Raw genomic sequence first — 19,433 nt, forward strand, 5'->3', positions numbered from 1 at the left:
CGCATAAACTCCCGCTATTTAAGCATGAACAATACAAGAATGACGGCAAAAGCTGTCGGGATGATCTTTTTCTTGATCGGCTGGCTATTCACTGCCTCGGCACAAATAAAAGCGCCTGCATATAAAGGTTATTTATTTGTGTACTTCACAGGAAATCAAAAAAGTGAAGAAGCAATCAGGTTTGCCATCAGTATGGATGGATACCATTATTATGCCTTAAACAGAAACGAACCTATTGTCAGCAGTGCGCAAATCAGCGAAACAAGCGGTGTAAGAGACCCGCATATCCTGCGCAGCGCAGATGGTAAAACCTTCTATATGGTGGCTACCGATATGGTTTCAGCTAACGGATGGAATTCTAACCGGGGGCTGGTCCTGATGAAATCAAAAGACCTGATCCATTGGTCGTCGGCTGCAATTAATTTTCAAAAACGATTCCCTGGTCAGGATAGCCTGTTACGTGTTTGGGCGCCGCAAACTATTTATGACGAGGCTGCTAAAAAGTACATGGTTTACTTTTCGTTAAAACATGGCCACGATCCAGATAAGATCTATTATTGCTATGCCAACAAAGACTTTACCAACCTGGAGGGCGAACCTAAACAGTTATTTTACAGCCCCGACGGCGCCGCTTGCATAGATGGTGATATTGAAGAAAAAGATGGTGAATATTACCTGTTCTTCAAAACAGAAGACCGTAAGCCGGGAATTAAAATTGCGGTTTCAAAAACATTAACAAGCGGATATCAGCTTCAGAGCGACGAATACGTTCAGCAGACAGACCGCCCGGTTGAAGGCGCAGGTACCTTTAAATTAAATGATGGCAGCGGCTTTATCCTGATGTACGATATGTATACCAGCGGCCGTTACCAGTTCACAAAGTCTGCCGACTTAAAGAACTTCAAGGTAATAGACCAGGAAGTATCCATGAACTTTAAACCAAGACATGGCACCGTTATGCCGATAACCCTACCCGAACTAAAAAGGTTAATCGCGCGGTTTATGCCTGCCGATGCGGTACTACAAACTGTTAAAGGAAAAGGATTGGTTGAAGAAAAGGTTGAAGTTGACACCCTTGGGAAAAGGCTTTACCTGCCATTATCCGAAGGGACAGACCCTAAACTGTTTCAGCCAAAATTTGCAGAACTACCCGGCGTGTCGGTTAAACCGCTTAAAAAAGTAGACTTTTCTGCAGGTGATGTGCCCTACCAGGTAACTATTTGGGGCCGGAAGCCTGTTGTTTACATTCTATATGTAAAGAAATAAAACTATAAAAACCTATTTTAAGGCGATAGCTATTGATGTCATTAATCCGTTAGCTATCGCCTTTTCTCCTTTTCAGAGCTTTCTTCTCTTTAAATCCTACTGTTTTCCTTAAAAATATAGTTACAAGAGCTAATAAGCCCGCCAAATACCCCCATTATTGGCGTACAGGGTGTATAATTGAATTCTTCACTCTTAATTTAAAGCGGAAACCGCGCTGTATACGCAATCAAAAGCCCACCAGCTTTAAAAAATGTTTTTTGATAACGAAAATTTGATTGAAATTTAATAGATTGCGTTATAAAAGATGGATTTTAAAAATTTCAGCGACGAAGATCTGGTGTCATTGCTCAGAAGCAGCAATGAAGCAGCCATGGCTGAAATATATAATCGTTACTGGCGAAAACTACTCGCTTTAGCGTATAACCATACCAAAGACAAATCTTCCGCGCAGGAAATTGTTCAGGAAATCATGATCAAATTATGGGATCGCCGCGAGCAATACCATATCGAATCTCTGGAACGCTATTTGGCTATCGCCGTCCGTTATTCTGTTTATAATTTTGTTTGCCGCGAAAAACGAAGAGCACAAATAGCTTTAGAAAACGTTCCAACGATAGAAATCCATCACGATGATGAAGTTATCTACGCGCAGTTCTTGCAGCAGCATATCAACGGTATTGTAGAAGGCCTACCCGAAAAATGCCAGTTGGTGTTTAAATACAGCCGTGTGGAAGGTAAAAGCATCCGGCAAATTTCCACAGAACTGGAAATCTCCGAAAAAACAGTTGAAGCGCACCTCACCAAAGCGCTTAAATCTCTTCGCTTTTATCTAAGGCATGCCGGTTGGCTTACTATTTTCATCTATTCTTTCATGATCCGGTAAGGCTGATCAGCTTACAGCCGCCACTATTCTACCAATTTCAAAAAAAATTAAAATTTCTTTAAAAAGACTAAGGGTAACGCCTGGGCTTATGTGACTTATGGTTATAAGCAATAGTTAACCATGGGCGAAAAGCATATACATATCCTCATCAATAAAGTCCTTTCGGGTACTGCCACCGATGCGGAGAAAAACATGGTTGAACAGTGGTACCTGGATGAAAGCAATAAGGAAGCTATCTGGGAAACCACTTCGCCCAATGAAGAAGCTGCACTGGAAAGCCAGATGCTTCATCATCTTCAAAAACATATCCGTTCCAAACGTAACAAGGTGCTTTCAATGCCCGCAAGATTAGGGATCGCTGCTTCGATAGCATTTTTAGTATGCCTTGGTGTTGCATTGTTATATCTTAAAAAACCATCGGGAAGCGGTGCAGCGGAAACTGTTGCCGGCGTAACCCAAAACCGTTATATCCTGCTGCCGGATAGCAGCGTTGTATTGTTGCACCCTGGAAGCAAAATAGAATACACCTTCACGGCTAAAATCCGTTCGCTTAACCTGGTAGGCGAAGCCTTTTTTGATATTAAACATCACCAGCATCAGCCCTTTGTAATCCATACCGGCACAGTTACTACCACGGTGTTGGGTACAGCCTTCAATATTAAGGCGTACAAGGGGCAGAAGGTGGTAGTTACAGTCACCCGTGGCAAGGTTAGCGTTTCTGATGCTGCCAAACAAGTTCGGGCCGTACTAACCCGTTACCAGGTAGCCGAGGTTAACGAACAAACCAAAGCAGTGGCACAAAGGCAGGTATCGGATCAAACTTCTATCGATTGGATAAAAGCCGATATGCAGTTTGATGAGCTACCTTTCGGGGAGCTGGCAGACAGGCTAAGTAAAAGGTACGGCGTAAACTTTGCATTTAAGAATCCGAAGGTAGAAAAGTGCCCGGTGACGGGTCGTTTTACAGGTACGGAATCATTGCAGGACGCCTTAAACATCATCTCACCAATAACTTCAACTAACTATAAGGTAGAGGGCAGTACAGTTATAATAGACGGTACCGGCTGCTCACAATGATTAACTAATGTTTCACTCCTAATTAACTGCACCATGAAAATTTTTACCATCAGTTGAGCCCCTTTCCCAGTTGCGTTGTACCGGAAGTATAGCGCATAAAAAAACTCCCCGGCCTTGGACAGCAATGAGGAGTTTCAGGATTAAAAAACTATTGAATTCATTTTTTAACTCATACAAATAATGCAAAAAATTTCTGCTTTTGCAAAGGGGCCTTTTTATGCCCTATTCAAGAGAATATCACTAATTAATTGGCTGTACATCATGAAAATAAGTGTTTGTGTGGTGGCGATGTTAACCTTTAGTATCAGCTTGTTCGCTTTTACTAAAACCTCTGGGCAAACCATTACCAGCACTACTGTTAATCTGAAAATTCAGAATGAAACGCTCAAAGAGGCCCTGCGTAAAATTCAGGACCAGTCTGGATTTAACATCTTTTATTCCTCTGCCACTGTTGACGTAAAAAAACGGGTAAGCGTTAATAACCAGGGCGCCTCTGTGGCTAATACGCTCGACCAGGTTTTGAAGAACACCGGTTTAAGCTATCGTCAGGAAGGAAAATCCATCATTATTTACCCAACCGGAAACCCTACTGATAAGGATATCCAGATACGCCGTGTTTCAGGGATGGTAGTTGATGAAGAGGGTCAGCCGCTGCCAGGTGTGACTATTCTATTAAAAAGCTCAAGAATGGCCAGTACTGCTACGGACGTTAACGGGCATTTTGGCATTGATATTAGCAATGATAATGAAATACTGGTATTTAGCCTTATTGGCCATAAAACCCAAGAAGTAACCGCAAAATCTATCATTGCCGGAATAAAAATAGTGATGCACCCTATTTCGGCAAGCCTTAACGAAGTACAGGTGATCGGCTATGGCACTACTACCCGTGCCTTAAATACCGGCTCTGTAAGTTCTATCACTGCCAAAGATATTGCTAATCAGCCGGTATCCAACCCGCTGTCTGCCATGCAGGGTAAATTGCCGGGCGTGCAAATTACCCAGAATAATGGTTTACCGGGGGCTGGCTTCCGTGTACAGATCAGGGGTGTAGGTTCTATCAACAGCGGTACACTGCCGTTGTACGTGATCGATGGCGTACCTTTTACGCTTTTCAATGCCTCAGTTCCCCCAACGGACGGTTTGAATGCCTTCGGTATTAGTGCGGCCAATGGCGGCGAAACAAGCCCATTAGGCATGATCAATCCGGACGACATAGAGCGTATAGACGTGCTTAAAGATGCCGACGCTACCGCCATCTATGGTTCAAAAGGTGCGAACGGCGTGGTTTTGATCACTACTAAAAAAGGAACCGGCGGGCAAACCAGGTACAACCTTAATTTTTATCAGGGTACCAGCAAAGTCGCCCACTTTATAGACGAACTGAACACCGCAGATTACCTGGCCATGCGGAGAGCCGCATTTGCCGCCGCTGGTGTAACGCCGACTACCACCAATGCCCCCGATTTACTGGTGTGGGACCAAAACGCTTATACCAACTGGCAGAAAAAATTTATCGGTGGAACTGCTAATACCACCAACGCCGATTTTTCTATCAATGGCGGCAATACACAAAACACGTTCTTATTCAGTACCAACTACCGCCATGAGGGAACAGTGTTCCCCGGTAGCCTCGGCGCTAATACTTTTTCTAACCGTTTGAATGCGGGCCATAAAAGTCAGGACAACCGCTTTGGTATTAATTTAAATGTTAATTATGCCTATCAGCAAAACAACCTGATCGGTACAGACCTTTCTACCCTTTACAACCTGCCCCCTAACATGCCGCTTAATAATGCGGATGGCAGCCTGTACTGGAACAATTCAATCACCAATCCATTAGCGTACCTGCTCAGACCAAGTAAGAATACAACTACCAACTTATTGAGCAATATGGACGTACATTATGATTTGCTGCCCGGGTTGACTTTAAAAGCTAATATGGGTTATTCGTTGACGGGCCTGAAACAAACACTGGAAACGCCATTAACCTCATTGAATCCATCTACAATAAACCCGTCATCGCCCTCAAACAATACCCGGTATGCCGATAACACTACTTCTAACTACATTATAGAGCCGCAGATCCGTTACCAGCACAAAATAGCCAAAGGCGACCTGACTGCCCTGGTTGGTAGTACTTTCCAACGGACACTTACCGATGGCATTTCTCTCCGTGGTACAGGCTTTAGCACAGACGCGTTACTAGGTTCTTTTTATAATGCGGCAAGTGTGATCAACTACGGCAGTAGCAATTCTGATTATAAATACACTGCATTATTTGGGCGTTTAAACTATACCTGGGAAAACAAGTACCTGATTGATGGAACCTTTCGCCGCGATGGATCTTCGAGGTTTGGCGCGAATAACCGTTTCGGAAATTTCTGGGCTGTTGGTGCCGGCTGGGTGTTTACAGAAGAGTCTTTTATGAAAGATATCCCTGCACTTAGCTTTGGTAAAATCCGCGGCAGCTACGGTTTAACCGGTAACGACCAGATCAGCAATTATCAGTACGATGCTTATTACAGCACTTCGGGCACTGCTAACAGCTATCAGGGACAAGCGATACTTTACCCAAGTAACGTACCTAACCCTAACCTGCATTGGGAAACCAATAAAAAGCTTGACATAGCCATAGAGTTGGGTTTCCTGAAAGACCGGATCTATGTAAAGGCAGATTACTTCCGCAACCGATCTTCAGACCAGTTATTACCGGTATCTCTACCTACCCAGGCCGGTATGAGCAGTTATACAGACAACTTCCCTGCGGTGGTTCAGAATTATGGCTATGAATTTGAACTGAATACCACTAATGTTAAACTGAAAGACTTTAGATGGTCTACCGCATTTAACCTTACTATTCAGCGCAACGCCATCATCAGCATTCAAAACCCTTCTAAATTATTCTATACTTACATCATCGGCCAGCCGGTTAACGGAATCATGCTTTACCACTTCACTGGTATAGACCCTGCAACAGGTATACCTACGTATCAGGACATGAACGGTGATGGCTCAATCAGCTATGCGAACGATAGGGCCCCTGCTCCGCTTGGCCACCCTTACTATGGCGGTATCACCAACAGCTTTACTTATAAAACGCTAACGCTGGACGTTTCCTTCCTGTTCAACCACCGGATGGGGTACATCAACAATACTTCTTCTTACCCTTTCGGTTCAACCATGAGCAACCAGAACATCTCTGCTTTGCAGCGTTGGAAAGCCCCTGGCGATATCTCGATGTACCCTGGTGCTACTACGATCGGGTCGAACCCATACTATCTGTATAACTCTTCTGATGCAAACTGGGGCGATGCTTCATTTATTAAGTTGAAAACTGTTAGCCTTAACTATGCCCTTCCACAACCATTGGTTCGTAAAATAGGCTTCCGCAACGCATCTGTTTTCGCACGCGGAGAGAACCTGTATACCTGGGCGAAACAGAAATACACCTATGATCCGGAAACTACTGTATCCGGCGCAGCACCAGGTGTAGGAACAGGCCAGTTTATTGCAATGCCGCAATTGCGCACCATCGTTTTAGGTCTTAATTGTACATTTTAATAACATACAGCAACATCATGAAATTAAAACAAAATCTATATAAAATATTGACCTTCGCAGCCATCCCTGCGTTGCTCACAGCATCTTCCTGTAATAAATATGTGGAGCTCGATGCACCCTTGAATCAAATAAACGCTTCTTCTGCCTACGTCACCGATGCTTCTGCAACTTCATCCGTAGTGGCTTTATACAACTATGGCATTTTTGGTTCTCTTGGTGGTATGCTGCAGGGCATGACGTTTTACGGAGGTTTAAGCTCGGACGAGTTACACTATACGCTAACTACGTCGACAGATCTGCCAGAAATGGAGAATGATAATATCTCAAAAAATAACGCGACCGTTTCCACCTTTTGGTCGTACTGCTTTGCAGAATTATTAGAGGCAAATGCCGCTATTACCGGGCTAACCAATTCGACTACGCTAACCCCGTCTGTAAAATCACAATTATTGGGCGAAGCCAAATTCTTCCGCGCTTTCACCAATTTTTACCTGGTGAATTATTTCGGTGGTGTGCCTTTAACCGGCAGTGACCCGCTTACCAGCGCCTTCCTTCCCCGCTCTACGCCAGCGCAAGTATATAGCCAGATCATCAGCGACCTGAAAGATGCGCAAGCTTTATTGCCTACCAGTTATGTTGGTACTTTGCGTTCGCGTGTTAACCAGTATGCTGCTACCGCACTTTTAGCGCGTGTATATCTCTACCAGAAAGATTACGCAAATGCAGAAGCAATGGCTACCGCCGTGATTAACTCGGGTACCTACACGCTTGGCGCGCCAAACTCAGTTTTCATTAATACCAGCAATGAAACCATCCTGCAATTTGCCACCTATTATGGGGTATCATCATTTGCATCTACATACCGAACGTCTACTTCTGCAAGTAATATTGCACCGCCTACGATTACGCTAACTAATACCATAGCTAACAGCTTTGAAGCAGGCGACAGCCGTAAAACCAACTGGGTAGATTCTACCACCAGCGGTTCAAAGTTTTACCGGATCAACAAGTATAAAATATTTACCTCTTCTACCCCAGGTGGTGGTAACGAATTTAACGTAGTACTGCGTTTGGCAGAACAATACCTGATCCGCGCTGAAGCAAGAGCCCAGCAAAACAACCCTTCCGGTGCTGCAGCAGATATTAACACCATACGTACACGTGCGGGTTTAGGCGCTACGACCGCCACTACCCAAACAGCGTTGCTTGCAGCAGTTGCCCAGGAAAGAAAGGTAGAACTATTCGGCGAATTTAGTCACCGCTGGTTCGATCTGCTTCGTACCGGACAGGCAAATACGGTGATGAGTGCTTTAAAACCCAACACCTGGAATGCTACCCGGTCTGTACTGTTCCCGATTCCGGATGCGCAGATAAGACAGAACCCTTCACTTACACAAAACCCAGGCTATAACTAGAATTAAAAGGATAAGGATATGAAAAACTTAAAATGGTACTTAGGAATTACACTGCTACCAGCCTTTATGGCGGGCCATGCAGTTGCGCAGGGAAAAGCGAATGCGGACAGTACCCGTATGCAGCTAAACAAGCTGATGGCCTCTAAAGAGCCTGCAGACAGAAAGGCCCTGGACGAACGCCTGAAAGCGTTAGCAGCAAGCGACAAGGAAGAAGAGATGAGCATAGCTGCTAACTATTATTACCAGCTAAAAAACGGCAAAGCAACAGACTCTATCATGAACGCGGAACTGATTAAGTTTCCCCGAGGAATGCAGGCGCGCAATAAAGAAGAGTCTGTTATTTTTAATACAAAAGACATGAACCAGGCGGTTATAGCTTACGAAGCCTGGATTAAAAAATTCCCGCCAGAAAGCTATCCTTCGCTGCCGCTGCATGAAGACCGCGTATCGTATGATTACGCACGCAGCTATTTAGCAAATGGCTACGCAAAACAAAAGAATGTAGCAAAAGCTAATTATTATATTGGCTTGCTGGAGGCAGATTTCTGGAAAGGCAATGGTTATGCAGGCCTGGCAGAAATCTTTTATAACAACGGTGATCTGAACAACGCAGGCATTTACTTTAAGAAAGCAATGGAAGTTGCAGGATCTTTCACTGATGGAAAACAGGGCAACAGCGGGGCAGCGAGATTTGCTGCATCGGGTTACCTGGGCTTGTGTGCCAGTTATGCAAAGGTATTAACTGAGCAGAAGCGCTACAATGAAGCGCTAAAGTATATGGAAATTGCCATTAAAGGCACGCCAACACACCGTGCAGATTTCGATTATCGTTATGCGCAGATCCTGTCGGCGCTTGGCCGCAACCAGGAAGCTTTTGAAAGAATGGACGAAGCTGTTAAGTCTGGCAGGGCAACAGAGGAAATGTCTGATCTTTTTAAAACCTTATATGTGAAGGTTAAGGGTAGCGCAGCTGGCCTGGAAGCCTACCAGGCAGATATCCGCAAAGGCTATATTGCCAGTGTAGAGAAGCGCCTGGCAAAAGAGCTGGTTAAAGAACCGGCTGCCAACTTTACTCTTACAGATTTGCAAGGAAACAAAGTTACCCTGAGCGATCTGCGTGGTAAAGTAGTTGTGCTTGATTTTTGGGCAACATGGTGCGGGCCATGTAAAGCCTCATTCCCGGCAATGCAGATGGCTGTAGATAAATACAAGAACGACCCGAATGTGAAGTTCCTGTTCATCCACACCTGGGAAAAGGTAGATAACCCTACAGAAGATGCCAGGGCTTACATCAACAGCATGAAATACAACTTCCAGGTGCTGATGGATACCAAAGATCCAAAAACCAGGGTAAACAATGTGGTAAGCAGTTATAAAGTATTCGGCATCCCGGCAAAATTCATCATTGATAAAAACGGAGACATCCGCTTTAAGCTTACCGGTTTCGACGGCAGTAAAGAAGCTGCTGTTGATGAACTGTCGCTGATGATTGAGGCAGCTAAAAGAGCAAGCTGATCATACAATTAATTTAATACCCCCAACGATCCGGAATGATATTTATCATCCGGATTTTTTTTGTTAGCGCCCCTGGGTACGTTAATACATTATCTAAACGTTATTAGTACAGGCTTTACCGAAAGTTTTACCACATCATTTTGTTATCCATCAAAATAAAATTCTGAATTGTGGAATAAATCTTATTTTCGAAAAATTTTTTATCAGACATTTTATGAGCGCAGAACCAGCAATTGTATCCGTTGAAACCGATCTGTCAAAAGTAGAGAAGGGCCACCCGAAAGGCTTGTTTGTACTTTTTTCTACCGAGATGTGGGAGCGTTTCAACTTCTACGGCATGCGCGCGCTGCTTACCCTGTTTTTGGTTAACGCGCTGGCTTTTTCAGATAAGGATGCCGCAATTATTTACGGCGGATTTTTAGGCTTATGTTACCTTACCCCAATGCTGGGCGGTTACATCTCAGACCAGTTCCTGGGCAACAGAAATTGTATCATACTCGGCGGTACCGTGATGGGTTTTGGCCAGTTGATGTTGTTCCTGAGCGGTTATACTTACACTTCGAACCTCGATCTGGCAAAGATGATCATGTGGGGTGCTTTAGGTGTCATCATCATTGGTAATGGTTTCTTTAAACCTAATATCTCATCAATGGTGGGGCAATTGTACAAAAAAGGCGATGCCCGCTTAGATTCGGCCTTTACCATCTTCTACATGGGCATTAACGTAGGCGCGCTTTTAGGTATGTCTATCTGCCCACTGCTGGGCGACGTTAAACACGGCGAGATCCGCGTAGTAGAAGCCTTTAAATGGGGCTTCCTGGCGGCAGCAGTTGCCATGTTCCTGGGTACCATTATGTTTATCTTCCTGAAAAACAAATATGTGGTAGACCCTGCGGGTAATGCCGTTGGCGACAAACCACGTCACGATGGGTCGGCATTAAGCCCTACCGGCGAAGCGGAAAAAGCAAACTTCTCTAATGCGTCTATCATTTCTGTAGTGGTGCTGATGGTTGCTTTGTTCTTTGGTATTCATTGGGTTTCTATCGATCCTAACCCGATCAAAAGCTGGGTATATCCGTTCATTTACGCTTCAGGTATCAGCCTCGCAGTTTTGATCCTGACAGATAAATCCATCACCAAAATTGAGCGCGACCGTATCCTGGTATTATATGTTGTGGCTTTCTTCGTGATCTTCTTCTGGTCGGCATTTGAGCAAGCTGGTTCTTCACTAACCTTCGTGGCAGATAAGCAAACAGATACCCACATCTTTGGCTGGCAGATGCCGCCAAGTGCTGTACAAAACGCTAACTCATTCTTCATTATCGTATTCGCGCTGCCCTTCAGCTTATTATGGCTGGCTTTGCAGAAAAGAAAGTTAGAACCTATCTCTCCGGTTAAGCAAGCTATCGGGTTACTGTTGCTTGCTATCGGCTATTACATTATCGCAGTGCAGGTAAAAGCCATCGGTAATACCGGTAAATTGGCTGTAATGTGGTTATTTATCATGTACCTGTTCCACACGCTGGGCGAATTGTGTTTGTCGCCAATCGGATTATCACTGGTATCAAAACTTGCCCCGAAACGTTTTTCATCTCTACTAATGGGCGTTTGGTTCTTAGGAAATGCGGCAGGTTACGCCCTTGCCGGAACCCTGGGTGCTATCATTCCGCCTACAGGTGATAAATATGATCTGGCAGCCAAAAGCGGTATCGACCTGAAAGCGGTATTAGATGGCAAGGTCATTCCAACAGCGCAACAGATTGCCACTTTGGCAAAAGATAAGATAGACATCCACTACCCTACCTTTGCAGGCTTCACCATTCATAACCTGTACGAATTCTTTATGGTATTCGTTACTTTATCTGGCGTGGCATCTATCCTGTTGTTCCTGATTTCAGGTATTTTAAAGAAAATGATGCATGGTGTAAGGTAATTGTTACACCTCACAAATAATTTTTGGATATTTGAGCCGTATGTTGATTACATACGGCTTTTTAGTTCAACCTAATTTAAAATTTAAGTGCCCGACAGCTTAGTCATTATCCCTACTTACAACGAAAAAGAGAACATCGAGCGGATGATCAGAAAGGTATTTTCATTACCGCATGATTTTCACGTGCTGATCATTGATGATGGTTCTCCGGATGGCACTGCCGATATTGTTAAAAATCTGCAATACGAATTTCCGCACCGCCTGTTTATCGAGGAACGGAAAGGAAAGCAAGGCCTGGGCACTGCTTATATCCATGGTTTTAAGTGGGCTATTGCACGCGAGTACGAGTATATTTTTGAAATGGATGCAGATTTCTCGCATAACCCGGACGATCTGATCCGTCTGCGCGAGGCCTGCGTTGCCGGTGCTGATGTTGCCGTTGGCTCGCGCTATATCAAAGGTGTTAACGTGGTGAACTGGCCCATGAGCCGTGTGCTGATGAGCTATTTTGCGTCTGTTTATGTGCGCTTTATCACCGGTATAGACGTGCAGGATTCTACCGCAGGGTTCGTTTGTTATAAAAGCCGCGTATTTAAAGTGCTAAAGCTGGACAAGATCAAATTCGTAGGCTACGCTTTCCAGATAGAAATGAAATATACGGCTATAAAGCACGGCTTTAAGTTGATAGAAATTCCCATCATCTTTACAGACCGTACAGAGGGCACTTCTAAAATGTCTACCGGTATTTTCCGCGAAGCCTTCTTCGGGGTGATCCAGATGAAGATCAACAGCATTTTCAGGAAGTATCCGGAAGGATAATTCGATGTGCAAATGAGATGATGTGCTGATGTGCAAATAATCTCATTTAGCATTCATCCATAATTCTCATATCTCAACATTAGCACATTTACATATCTGCACATCTCAAAAATTTTGCTAATTTCGTTGGTAAATGAACGAGAATCTTAACCCTGAACGCGAACGCCTGTCGGCTACGGAACGTGACATTGAGAAAGTGCTTCGCCCACAGGCTTTTGAAGATTTTACCGGCCAGGATAAGATATTAGCCAATCTGAGAATATTTGTGCAGGCGGCCCGTCTTCGTGGCGAGGCGCTTGACCATGTACTGCTGCACGGCCCTCCGGGTTTAGGTAAAACCACCCTTTCGCATATCATCGCTAATGAAATGGGCGTGGGTATCAAGATCACATCAGGCCCTGTTCTGGATAAACCGGGAGATCTAGCCGGCTTGTTAACCAACCTGGAAGCCGGGGATATTTTGTTCATTGATGAGATCCACCGATTAAGCCCGCTGGTAGAAGAATATCTGTACTCCGCCATGGAGGATTTCAAGATCGATATTATGCTGGAGTCCGGCCCGAATGCACGTTCCGTACAGATTTCGCTCAATCCGTTCACCCTTGTGGGAGCTACTACCCGTTCGGGTTTGCTTACGGCTCCGCTACGTGCCCGGTTCGGGATCAACTCGCGGCTGGAGTATTACGATGCGAAACTACTCACCACGATCGTTCTTCGCTCGGCAGATATTCTTAAAACGCCCATTACTGATGAAGGTGCTTTTGAGATTGCGCGCCGCAGCCGTGGTACACCGCGTATTGCCAATGCCCTGCTTCGCCGTACGCGCGATTTCGCCCAGATCAAAGGCAATGGCAGTATCGACACACCTATCGCTCAATACGCGTTAAATGCGTTGAATGTAGACGAACACGGGCTCGACGAGATGGACAACAAAATACTGCTGACCATTATCGAGAAGTTTAAGGGCGGCCCTGTTGGTTTAAAAACCATTGCTACTGCAGTTGGTGAAGACGAGGGTACTATCGAGGAAGTTTACGAACCATTCCTGATCCAGGAGGGCTACCTGATGCGCACCTCGCGCGGCCGTGAAGTCACCGAGTTTGCTTACAAGCATTTAGGCGTGATAAAACCAGGCGGTAACGCCACGTTATTCTAAATCTGAAAACAGATTGTACTTTCCGGCTGTCTATCCTTACAACCAATAATTGTAAACCATGCCAGCGAATGTAGTGATCGAATGCAGCCATACCCTAAAAAACCACAATCTTAAAATAGCTTTTGCCGAAAGCGTAACCGCTGGCAAAGTAATTTCTGAATTTGCGCTGATTCCAAATTGCGGAAGCGCCCTCGCCGGAAGTATCGTAAGCTACGATGCTGAGGTGAAGAAAACATTGCTGAAAGTGCCTGCGGAATTGATCGAACAATTCTCGGCCGAGTCTGAACAGGTTACTGAACAAATGGCTATCGGCCTAAAACAACTGATACCGGCAGATATTGTAGTTGCTGTAACCGGACTGGCCGCGCCGGGCGGAAGCGAGACGGAAGAAAAGCCTGTAGGCACCATGTTTATCCACGGCTTTTACCACTCCTATGCGTTCAGTAAGCGGGTATTCTTTCAGGGCGATCCCGAGCAGGTGATCATGGATACCGTTTCTGCCATTGCCGAACTGGTTATAACCCAGCTGAAAAAACATGGTAAAGAACCCTCTTTTGAAGAAAGCAATTGTTAATAGCAAGGAAAATACTACCGCTAAAACATCGGCTATTCTGTTAAAAATATTTCCTTTTGCTAAAATTAATCTGCTAATTTCGCTCCCTGCTAAACTGTTTAAAAATGCCGAAATTATTTAATACCCTGTTGCCTTTTTGCGCTATGGCAGTAATGGCTTGCCAGTCTAAAAACACTGACAAAACCGTTACCACTACCACCACAGAAAAAACCACTGCAAAGACCGAAGCAGCCGTTACAGAAACGAAACGCCAGACCGGAAAACCAGCACCAAATGCCGAGATTATGAGCCGTAAGCAGGTGCCTGTCATATGCTATCACCAGATACGCGACTGGCGCCCTACCGACTCTAAAGTGGCCAAAGATTACATTGTGCCGATAGCCTCTTTTAAAGAGCATATTAAAATGCTGGCTGATAGCGGTTACCATACCATTCTTCCAGACCAGCTTTATAATTACCTGGCTTTTGGCAAACCGCTGCCATCAAAGCCGATTATGCTGACTTTTGATGATACCGACCTTGATCAGTTTACCGTTGCGCGCCCGGAAATGAAGAAGTACGGTTTTAAAGGCGTTTTCTTTATCATGACGGTATCTATCGGCCGGCCACATTACATGAGCAAGGAGCAGATCAAACAACTATCAGACGAGGGGAACGTAATTGCCAGCCATACCTGGGATCACCATAACTTTAAAAAGTTCCAGGGGAAAGACTGGGAAATCCAGATTGATAAGCCTACAAAAAAATTGCAAGAGATCACCGGTAAGGAGATTAAATACTTTGCCTATCCGTTTGGTTTATGGAACGAGCAGGGCCTGCCGGAACTGCACAAACGCCGTTTCCTGATGGCGTTCCAGTTAGCCGAAAAACGCGACGCGAACGATCCTTTGATGACTGTACGCCGTATCCTCGACAGCGGTTACTGGAGCACCAAAACGCTAAGCAATAGTATCAAAAACAGCTTTTAACAAAAAGCTGAAGATAACCTACTAATGAACCTGTTATTCCCTTTCACTTGAATAGGATTAACAGGTTTTATTATTTATAGCTATTAAATATTTAGCTATTTTAACAGATCTTCTACTAAAACCCCATTTATCTTCAAACCTTTAATATTACAGTTGGAAATTTCTACATTACTTAGGTCGCAGTTAGTAATGGTACTTCCATTCAAGTTGCAGTCTTCAAACCGGAGAGGGCGCTGTCTGGCACCTTCTATGTAAGCAGGATGACCTTTGGGCGGTAAGTCGATCCCGTGTATGTAGGCACCTCCTAACTGTGCTTCCTTAATTTCAATATCACTGAGGTTTGCGTCTACAATCTTTACATTCTTCATAGCCACATCACGGAAAGTAGTGTTGTTAAGCATTGCCATGTGAATTTCAGAACCGGAAATATTGGCTTTATGAACTTCCAATCGTTTGTCTGTTTCGATGATTTTAATAGTTTCCATATCATCAAAAGTAGCTTAGAGACATGTAAGTCAAAGAGCAATCCACGACAAATTTAAGGCATAACGCGACTTTTTTAGCCTGGGGAAGTTGCTATTATTTCAACAAATCTTCTAACTGCGTGATCAATGCCACCTGCGCAACATTTGCTTTTTGTTTAGCAGTTTCGATATCAAACCAAGCAGCTCTATCTACCTCCGGGAAACTGATCATCTTGCCTGATCCTTTTGGCAACTCGATCTGGAACACATTACTTACGATCGTATCGGCATCTATATCCCCTTCTACCGCCCAGCAATAGATCTGTTTTCCGCTTTTTAAACGTACGGACTGTAGTTCTACAAACTTACCATCAATAGCATGGCCTGTCTCTTCCTGAAACTCACGCTTTGCGGCTGTTAACGGGTCTTCATCGTTTTCAAATTCGCCCTTGGGGACAGACCACGCGCCTAAATCCTTTCTCATAAAAAAAGGGCCTCCCGGATGCACCAGGAAGACCTCTAAATTTTCATCCCGATGCCTGTACAGTAATATTCCTGCGCTTTGCTTCGGCATGGTGTTATTCTTTTATTTACTGGCCCTGAGCGAGCGAGTAACCTAATTTATCATTGAATTTCATCAGCATTTCTACCGAGCAAACTTTAAATACATCTGCCAGTTGGGAGGCCAGGGTAAAAACGTCTTTTTGTGTAATTTCTGTTCCTTCAGGCTTTTCAAAACGAATACGTGATTGATCTACCAATTCGGTATAGATAGAGCCGGTAGGCCAAACCTGCGTACCACGGTTAGATACCATCACCAATTCAAATTTATCCGTTAACTGGCTTTTTGCTTTTTCAGCAATCTCAGCGGGTTGCAGACTTGTTTCCACAAAAATATCAGCACCCATAATTTCTTCCTTCACATTCGGATCTGTAACCGTGATCTTGTTCCTGTCCGGATGGAAGTCTGCATTTGGCGTACAAATGAAGTTCGGTTGCGAAAACGCACCACCTGTTGATGGATGCTTGCCTAAATTAGCGATAATACAATCTGCAAATTCTGTTGTATTATAAGCCTTGGTGGTTTTATCGCCAAAATCGCCGGTATGGATCCCTTTTTCTAAGGTATATAACAATGCATTTTCGATGGTTGCGGCGTTAGCAGTCAAGCCCAAATAACGCAGCATAGAAATACCAGAAAGCAACAGGGCAGTCGGGTTAGCAATGTTACGACCGGCAATATCTGGTGCGGTACCGTGTACAGCCTCGAAAATAGAAATGTTATCGCCTATGTTGGCTGAAGGTGCAAAACCTAAGCCGCCCACTAAACCGGCACAAAGGTCTGATACGATATCACCTTGCAGGTTGGTTAGCACAATAGCCTGGAACCACTCCGGGTGTGATACCAGCTTCATACAAAGGTCGTCTACAATGATATCAGTCGCTTGCAGATCCGGGTATTCTTTGGCAATCTCATAAAAAGTTTCCAGGAATAAACCGTCGGTCAGCTTCATGATGTTCGCTTTGTGGCCGCAGGCAATCTTTTTATAGCCTTTTCTACGGGCCATTTCAAACGCATAACGGATCACCTGCGCAGAGCCGGGGCGGGTAATGATACGGCGCGCAACGGCAACGTCATTAGTCAGCATGTGTTCGATACCACCGTAAGTATCCTCGATGTTCTCGCGAACGATAGTAAGGTTAATCTGGATACCTGCATTAGAGAAAACAGTATTTACACCGTTGAGGCTGCGGAAATCACGCTGGTTGGCGTAAGTATTCCAGACCTTACGTGCTGTAACGTTAATACTTTTTACACCTTTACCTTTTGGTGTTTCCATCGGGCCTTTGAATAAAACGCCTAATGATTCAATGGTTTCCTTTGCTTTAGCGGTCATGCCCGTAGAATGGCCGGCATCGAAATAAGATTTTCCCATTTCCACCACTTCGTAGTCGAGCTGTACTTCTGCCGCTTCAAAAATTCGAAGAACGGCATCCATAATTTCCGGACCGATACCATCTCCTTTGGCTACTGCTATTTTAGTTTTCATTGAATATAAGTTAAGATGTAAAAAACGCTGCAAATATACGCTTTTGCGCCCGTACTTCAGGGGTCGCCGTTAGATATACCATCGGTTTTATGACTTTGTTCTTGATTTTTACTTTCTGTTAATCATTAACTTGCACCCCGTTATGACAACGCGCATTTTACTCCTCAACCTGCTTAAAACACTCGCCTATTCGCTGGTGCTTACCTTTATATTCGGAATGGCCTTTTTCCTAATCCGCACGCACGGGCAGGATACCGGCCATGCGGTGCCTGTGATCCTGGTGGGCGACCTTAGCCTTAACCTCATCCTGTTCATCATGGCTATCCCATCATTATTCCTTACCTCGCCAGACCTTTACCGGCAGACTACGCGTCGGTTGCTGCTTTATTTTGGTGGTACAGCTGTTTTCATTGTAGCAGCCCTAACCCGTAGCAACCAACTATCAAGCACTATTTTCTATGAATTGGCAGCCGTTTCTTTTCTGCTTGTCCAGTTGTTCCATTACCGGGCGCTGATCAAACGATACCCGGTTAAGTAGCCCCGCAGCTACTACTTTAAGATATTTCCTAAGCTTTCGGTAGATTTGCCGTAAACTTGCAAAAGTTATGAAGGCATTTTACGGAGATCTCCGGTTAGGTATTCTGGGTGGTGGCCAGTTGGGCCGCATGCTGATACAACAGGCTATAAACTACAATGTTACGGTTAAGGTGCTTGATCCCGACCGGGATGCGCCATGCAAAAAATTGTGCGACGAATTTGTGGTTGGCTCTCTGAGCGACTATGAAACCGTTTACAATTTTGGCAAAAAGGTAGACCTGCTGACCATAGAGATTGAAAAAGTTAACGTAGATGCACTGGAGCAACTGGAACGCGAAGGCGTTGCCGTTTATCCGCAGCCAAGAGTGATCCGTCTGATACAGGATAAAGGTCTGCAGAAACAATTTTTCAAAGAAAACGAAATCCCGACAGCCGAATTCCAGATCATCTCTTCCCTGGCCGATCTTCAAAACAGCCACATCCCGTTCCCTTACATCCAGAAGCTGCGTAAAGACGGCTACGATGGCAAGGGTGTTTATAAGGTAGTTGATGAATCTTACCTTGATAGAGCTTTTACTGACCCAAGCTTGATAGAACGTTGGGTTGATTTTGAAAAAGAGATTGCTGTGATTGTGGCAAGAAATGAAAATGGCGAGTGTAAAACCTTCCCGATGGTGGAAATGGAGTTTAACCCGGAAGCTAACCTGGTAGAATTCCTGATTTCGCCCTCTACACTGCCGTTCGAGATCCAGCAGGAAGCTGAAGAAATTGCAAAAGATATTGCTTCCAAACTAAAGATAGTAGGTCTGCTGGCAGTGGAGATGTTCCTGGACAAACATGGGCGGATATTGGTTAACGAACTGGCTCCGCGGCCGCATAACAGTGGGCACCACACTATAGAAGGTAACGTAGTATCGCAGTTCGAGCAGCATCTACGCGCCATCTTTAATCAACCTTTGGGTGATACCAATGCCATTAGTAATGGCATCATGATCAATCTATTAGGCGAAGCCGGTTACGAAGGCCCGGCTGTTTATCAGGGGATAGAAAAGGCTTTGAAATTACCCGGCGTTTATATCCACCTTTACGGTAAAGCGCTTACCAAACCCTTCCGTAAAATGGGGCACGTGACCATTGTAGATACCGACCGAGAAAAAGCGATTGAACGTGCGCGCCATGTGCAGAACATTCTAAAAGTGGTAAGCTGATAT

16 protein-coding genes are annotated in these 19,433 nt (G+C 44.7%); 13 read left to right on the forward strand and 3 right to left on the reverse strand.

Translation table 11 applies throughout. The features are described 5' to 3' along the window. Positions 1-24: 24 nt before the first annotated feature. From MUY27_RS04020 to MUY27_RS04070, 11 genes are all read left to right on the forward strand, one after another. A complete protein-coding gene (locus tag MUY27_RS04020) occupies positions 25-1,266 on the forward strand; it encodes a glycoside hydrolase family 43 protein (RefSeq protein WP_245128697.1) in 1,242 nt (413 codons plus the stop codon). A gap of 304 nt (positions 1,267-1,570) precedes the next feature. Beyond that, a complete protein-coding gene (locus MUY27_RS04025) occupies positions 1,571-2,149 on the forward strand; it encodes a sigma-70 family RNA polymerase sigma factor (protein WP_245128698.1) in 579 nt (192 codons plus the stop codon). Between the two features lie 120 nt (positions 2,150-2,269). Next, positions 2,270-3,226 carry a FecR family protein gene (locus MUY27_RS04030; protein WP_245128699.1) on the forward strand — a complete coding sequence of 319 codons (957 nt, stop codon included), beginning with the start codon at positions 2,270-2,272 and terminating at the stop codon, positions 3,224-3,226. A 261-nt stretch (positions 3,227-3,487) separates the two neighbouring features. Continuing rightward, positions 3,488-6,790, forward strand: coding sequence for a SusC/RagA family TonB-linked outer membrane protein (locus MUY27_RS04035; RefSeq protein WP_245128700.1), 3,303 nt, complete (start codon positions 3,488-3,490; stop codon positions 6,788-6,790). A 17-nt stretch (positions 6,791-6,807) separates the two neighbouring features. Further along, entirely contained in the window at positions 6,808-8,205 is a 1,398-nt protein-coding gene (locus tag MUY27_RS04040; protein ID WP_245128701.1) for a RagB/SusD family nutrient uptake outer membrane protein, read from the forward strand. 18 nt (positions 8,206-8,223) lie between these two features. Beyond that, positions 8,224-9,720, forward strand: coding sequence for a redoxin domain-containing protein (locus MUY27_RS04045; RefSeq protein ID WP_245128702.1), 1,497 nt, complete (start codon positions 8,224-8,226; stop codon positions 9,718-9,720). Positions 9,721-9,934: 214 nt separating this feature from the next. After that, positions 9,935-11,653, forward strand: coding sequence for a peptide MFS transporter (locus tag MUY27_RS04050; protein WP_245128703.1), 1,719 nt, complete (start codon positions 9,935-9,937; stop codon positions 11,651-11,653). Positions 11,654-11,740: 87 nt separating this feature from the next. Then, positions 11,741-12,472, forward strand: coding sequence for a polyprenol monophosphomannose synthase (locus tag MUY27_RS04055; protein WP_245128704.1), 732 nt, complete (start codon positions 11,741-11,743; stop codon positions 12,470-12,472). Positions 12,473-12,605: 133 nt separating this feature from the next. After that, the gene (gene ruvB / locus MUY27_RS04060; protein WP_245128705.1) at positions 12,606-13,628 is read left to right on the forward strand and encodes a Holliday junction branch migration DNA helicase RuvB; all 1,023 of its coding nucleotides are present in this window, start codon (positions 12,606-12,608) and stop codon (positions 13,626-13,628) included. Between the two features lie 58 nt (positions 13,629-13,686). Further along, on the forward strand, positions 13,687-14,202 hold the full coding sequence (locus tag MUY27_RS04065; RefSeq protein WP_245128706.1) for a CinA family protein: 516 nt from the start codon (positions 13,687-13,689) through the stop codon (positions 14,200-14,202). Positions 14,203-14,306: 104 nt separating this feature from the next. Next, entirely contained in the window at positions 14,307-15,170 is an 864-nt protein-coding gene (locus MUY27_RS04070) for a polysaccharide deacetylase family protein (RefSeq protein WP_245128707.1), read from the forward strand. Positions 15,171-15,265: 95 nt separating this feature from the next. Here MUY27_RS04070 and MUY27_RS04075 read toward each other — a convergent pair whose 3' ends face one another. From MUY27_RS04075 to MUY27_RS04085, 3 genes are all read right to left on the reverse strand, one after another. Continuing rightward, positions 15,266-15,655 carry a pentapeptide repeat-containing protein gene (locus tag MUY27_RS04075; RefSeq protein ID WP_245128708.1) on the reverse strand — a complete coding sequence of 130 codons (390 nt, stop codon included), beginning with the start codon at positions 15,653-15,655 and terminating at the stop codon, positions 15,266-15,268. A 94-nt stretch (positions 15,656-15,749) separates the two neighbouring features. Continuing rightward, entirely contained in the window at positions 15,750-16,208 is a 459-nt protein-coding gene (locus MUY27_RS04080; RefSeq protein WP_245128709.1) for an NUDIX hydrolase, read from the reverse strand. A gap of 16 nt (positions 16,209-16,224) precedes the next feature. After that, complete coding sequence (locus tag MUY27_RS04085; RefSeq protein WP_245128710.1) at positions 16,225-17,685, reverse strand: NADP-dependent isocitrate dehydrogenase; 1,461 nt, start codon at positions 17,683-17,685, stop codon at positions 16,225-16,227. Between the two features lie 142 nt (positions 17,686-17,827). Between MUY27_RS04085 and MUY27_RS04090 the strand changes: the two genes are divergently transcribed. Both MUY27_RS04090 and MUY27_RS04095 read left to right on the forward strand, forming a co-directional pair. Continuing rightward, complete coding sequence (locus MUY27_RS04090; RefSeq protein ID WP_245128711.1) at positions 17,828-18,223, forward strand: hypothetical protein; 396 nt, start codon at positions 17,828-17,830, stop codon at positions 18,221-18,223. Between the two features lie 67 nt (positions 18,224-18,290). Next, positions 18,291-19,430 (forward strand): 5-(carboxyamino)imidazole ribonucleotide synthase, encoded by a 1,140-nt coding sequence (locus MUY27_RS04095; RefSeq protein ID WP_245128712.1) that lies wholly within the window; start codon positions 18,291-18,293, stop codon positions 19,428-19,430. The last annotated feature ends 3 nt before the right edge of the window (positions 19,431-19,433 follow it).

The organism is Mucilaginibacter straminoryzae (assembly GCF_022953055.1).
In the GTDB taxonomy this organism is placed as follows: Bacteria; Bacteroidota; Bacteroidia; order Sphingobacteriales; family Sphingobacteriaceae; genus Mucilaginibacter; species Mucilaginibacter straminoryzae.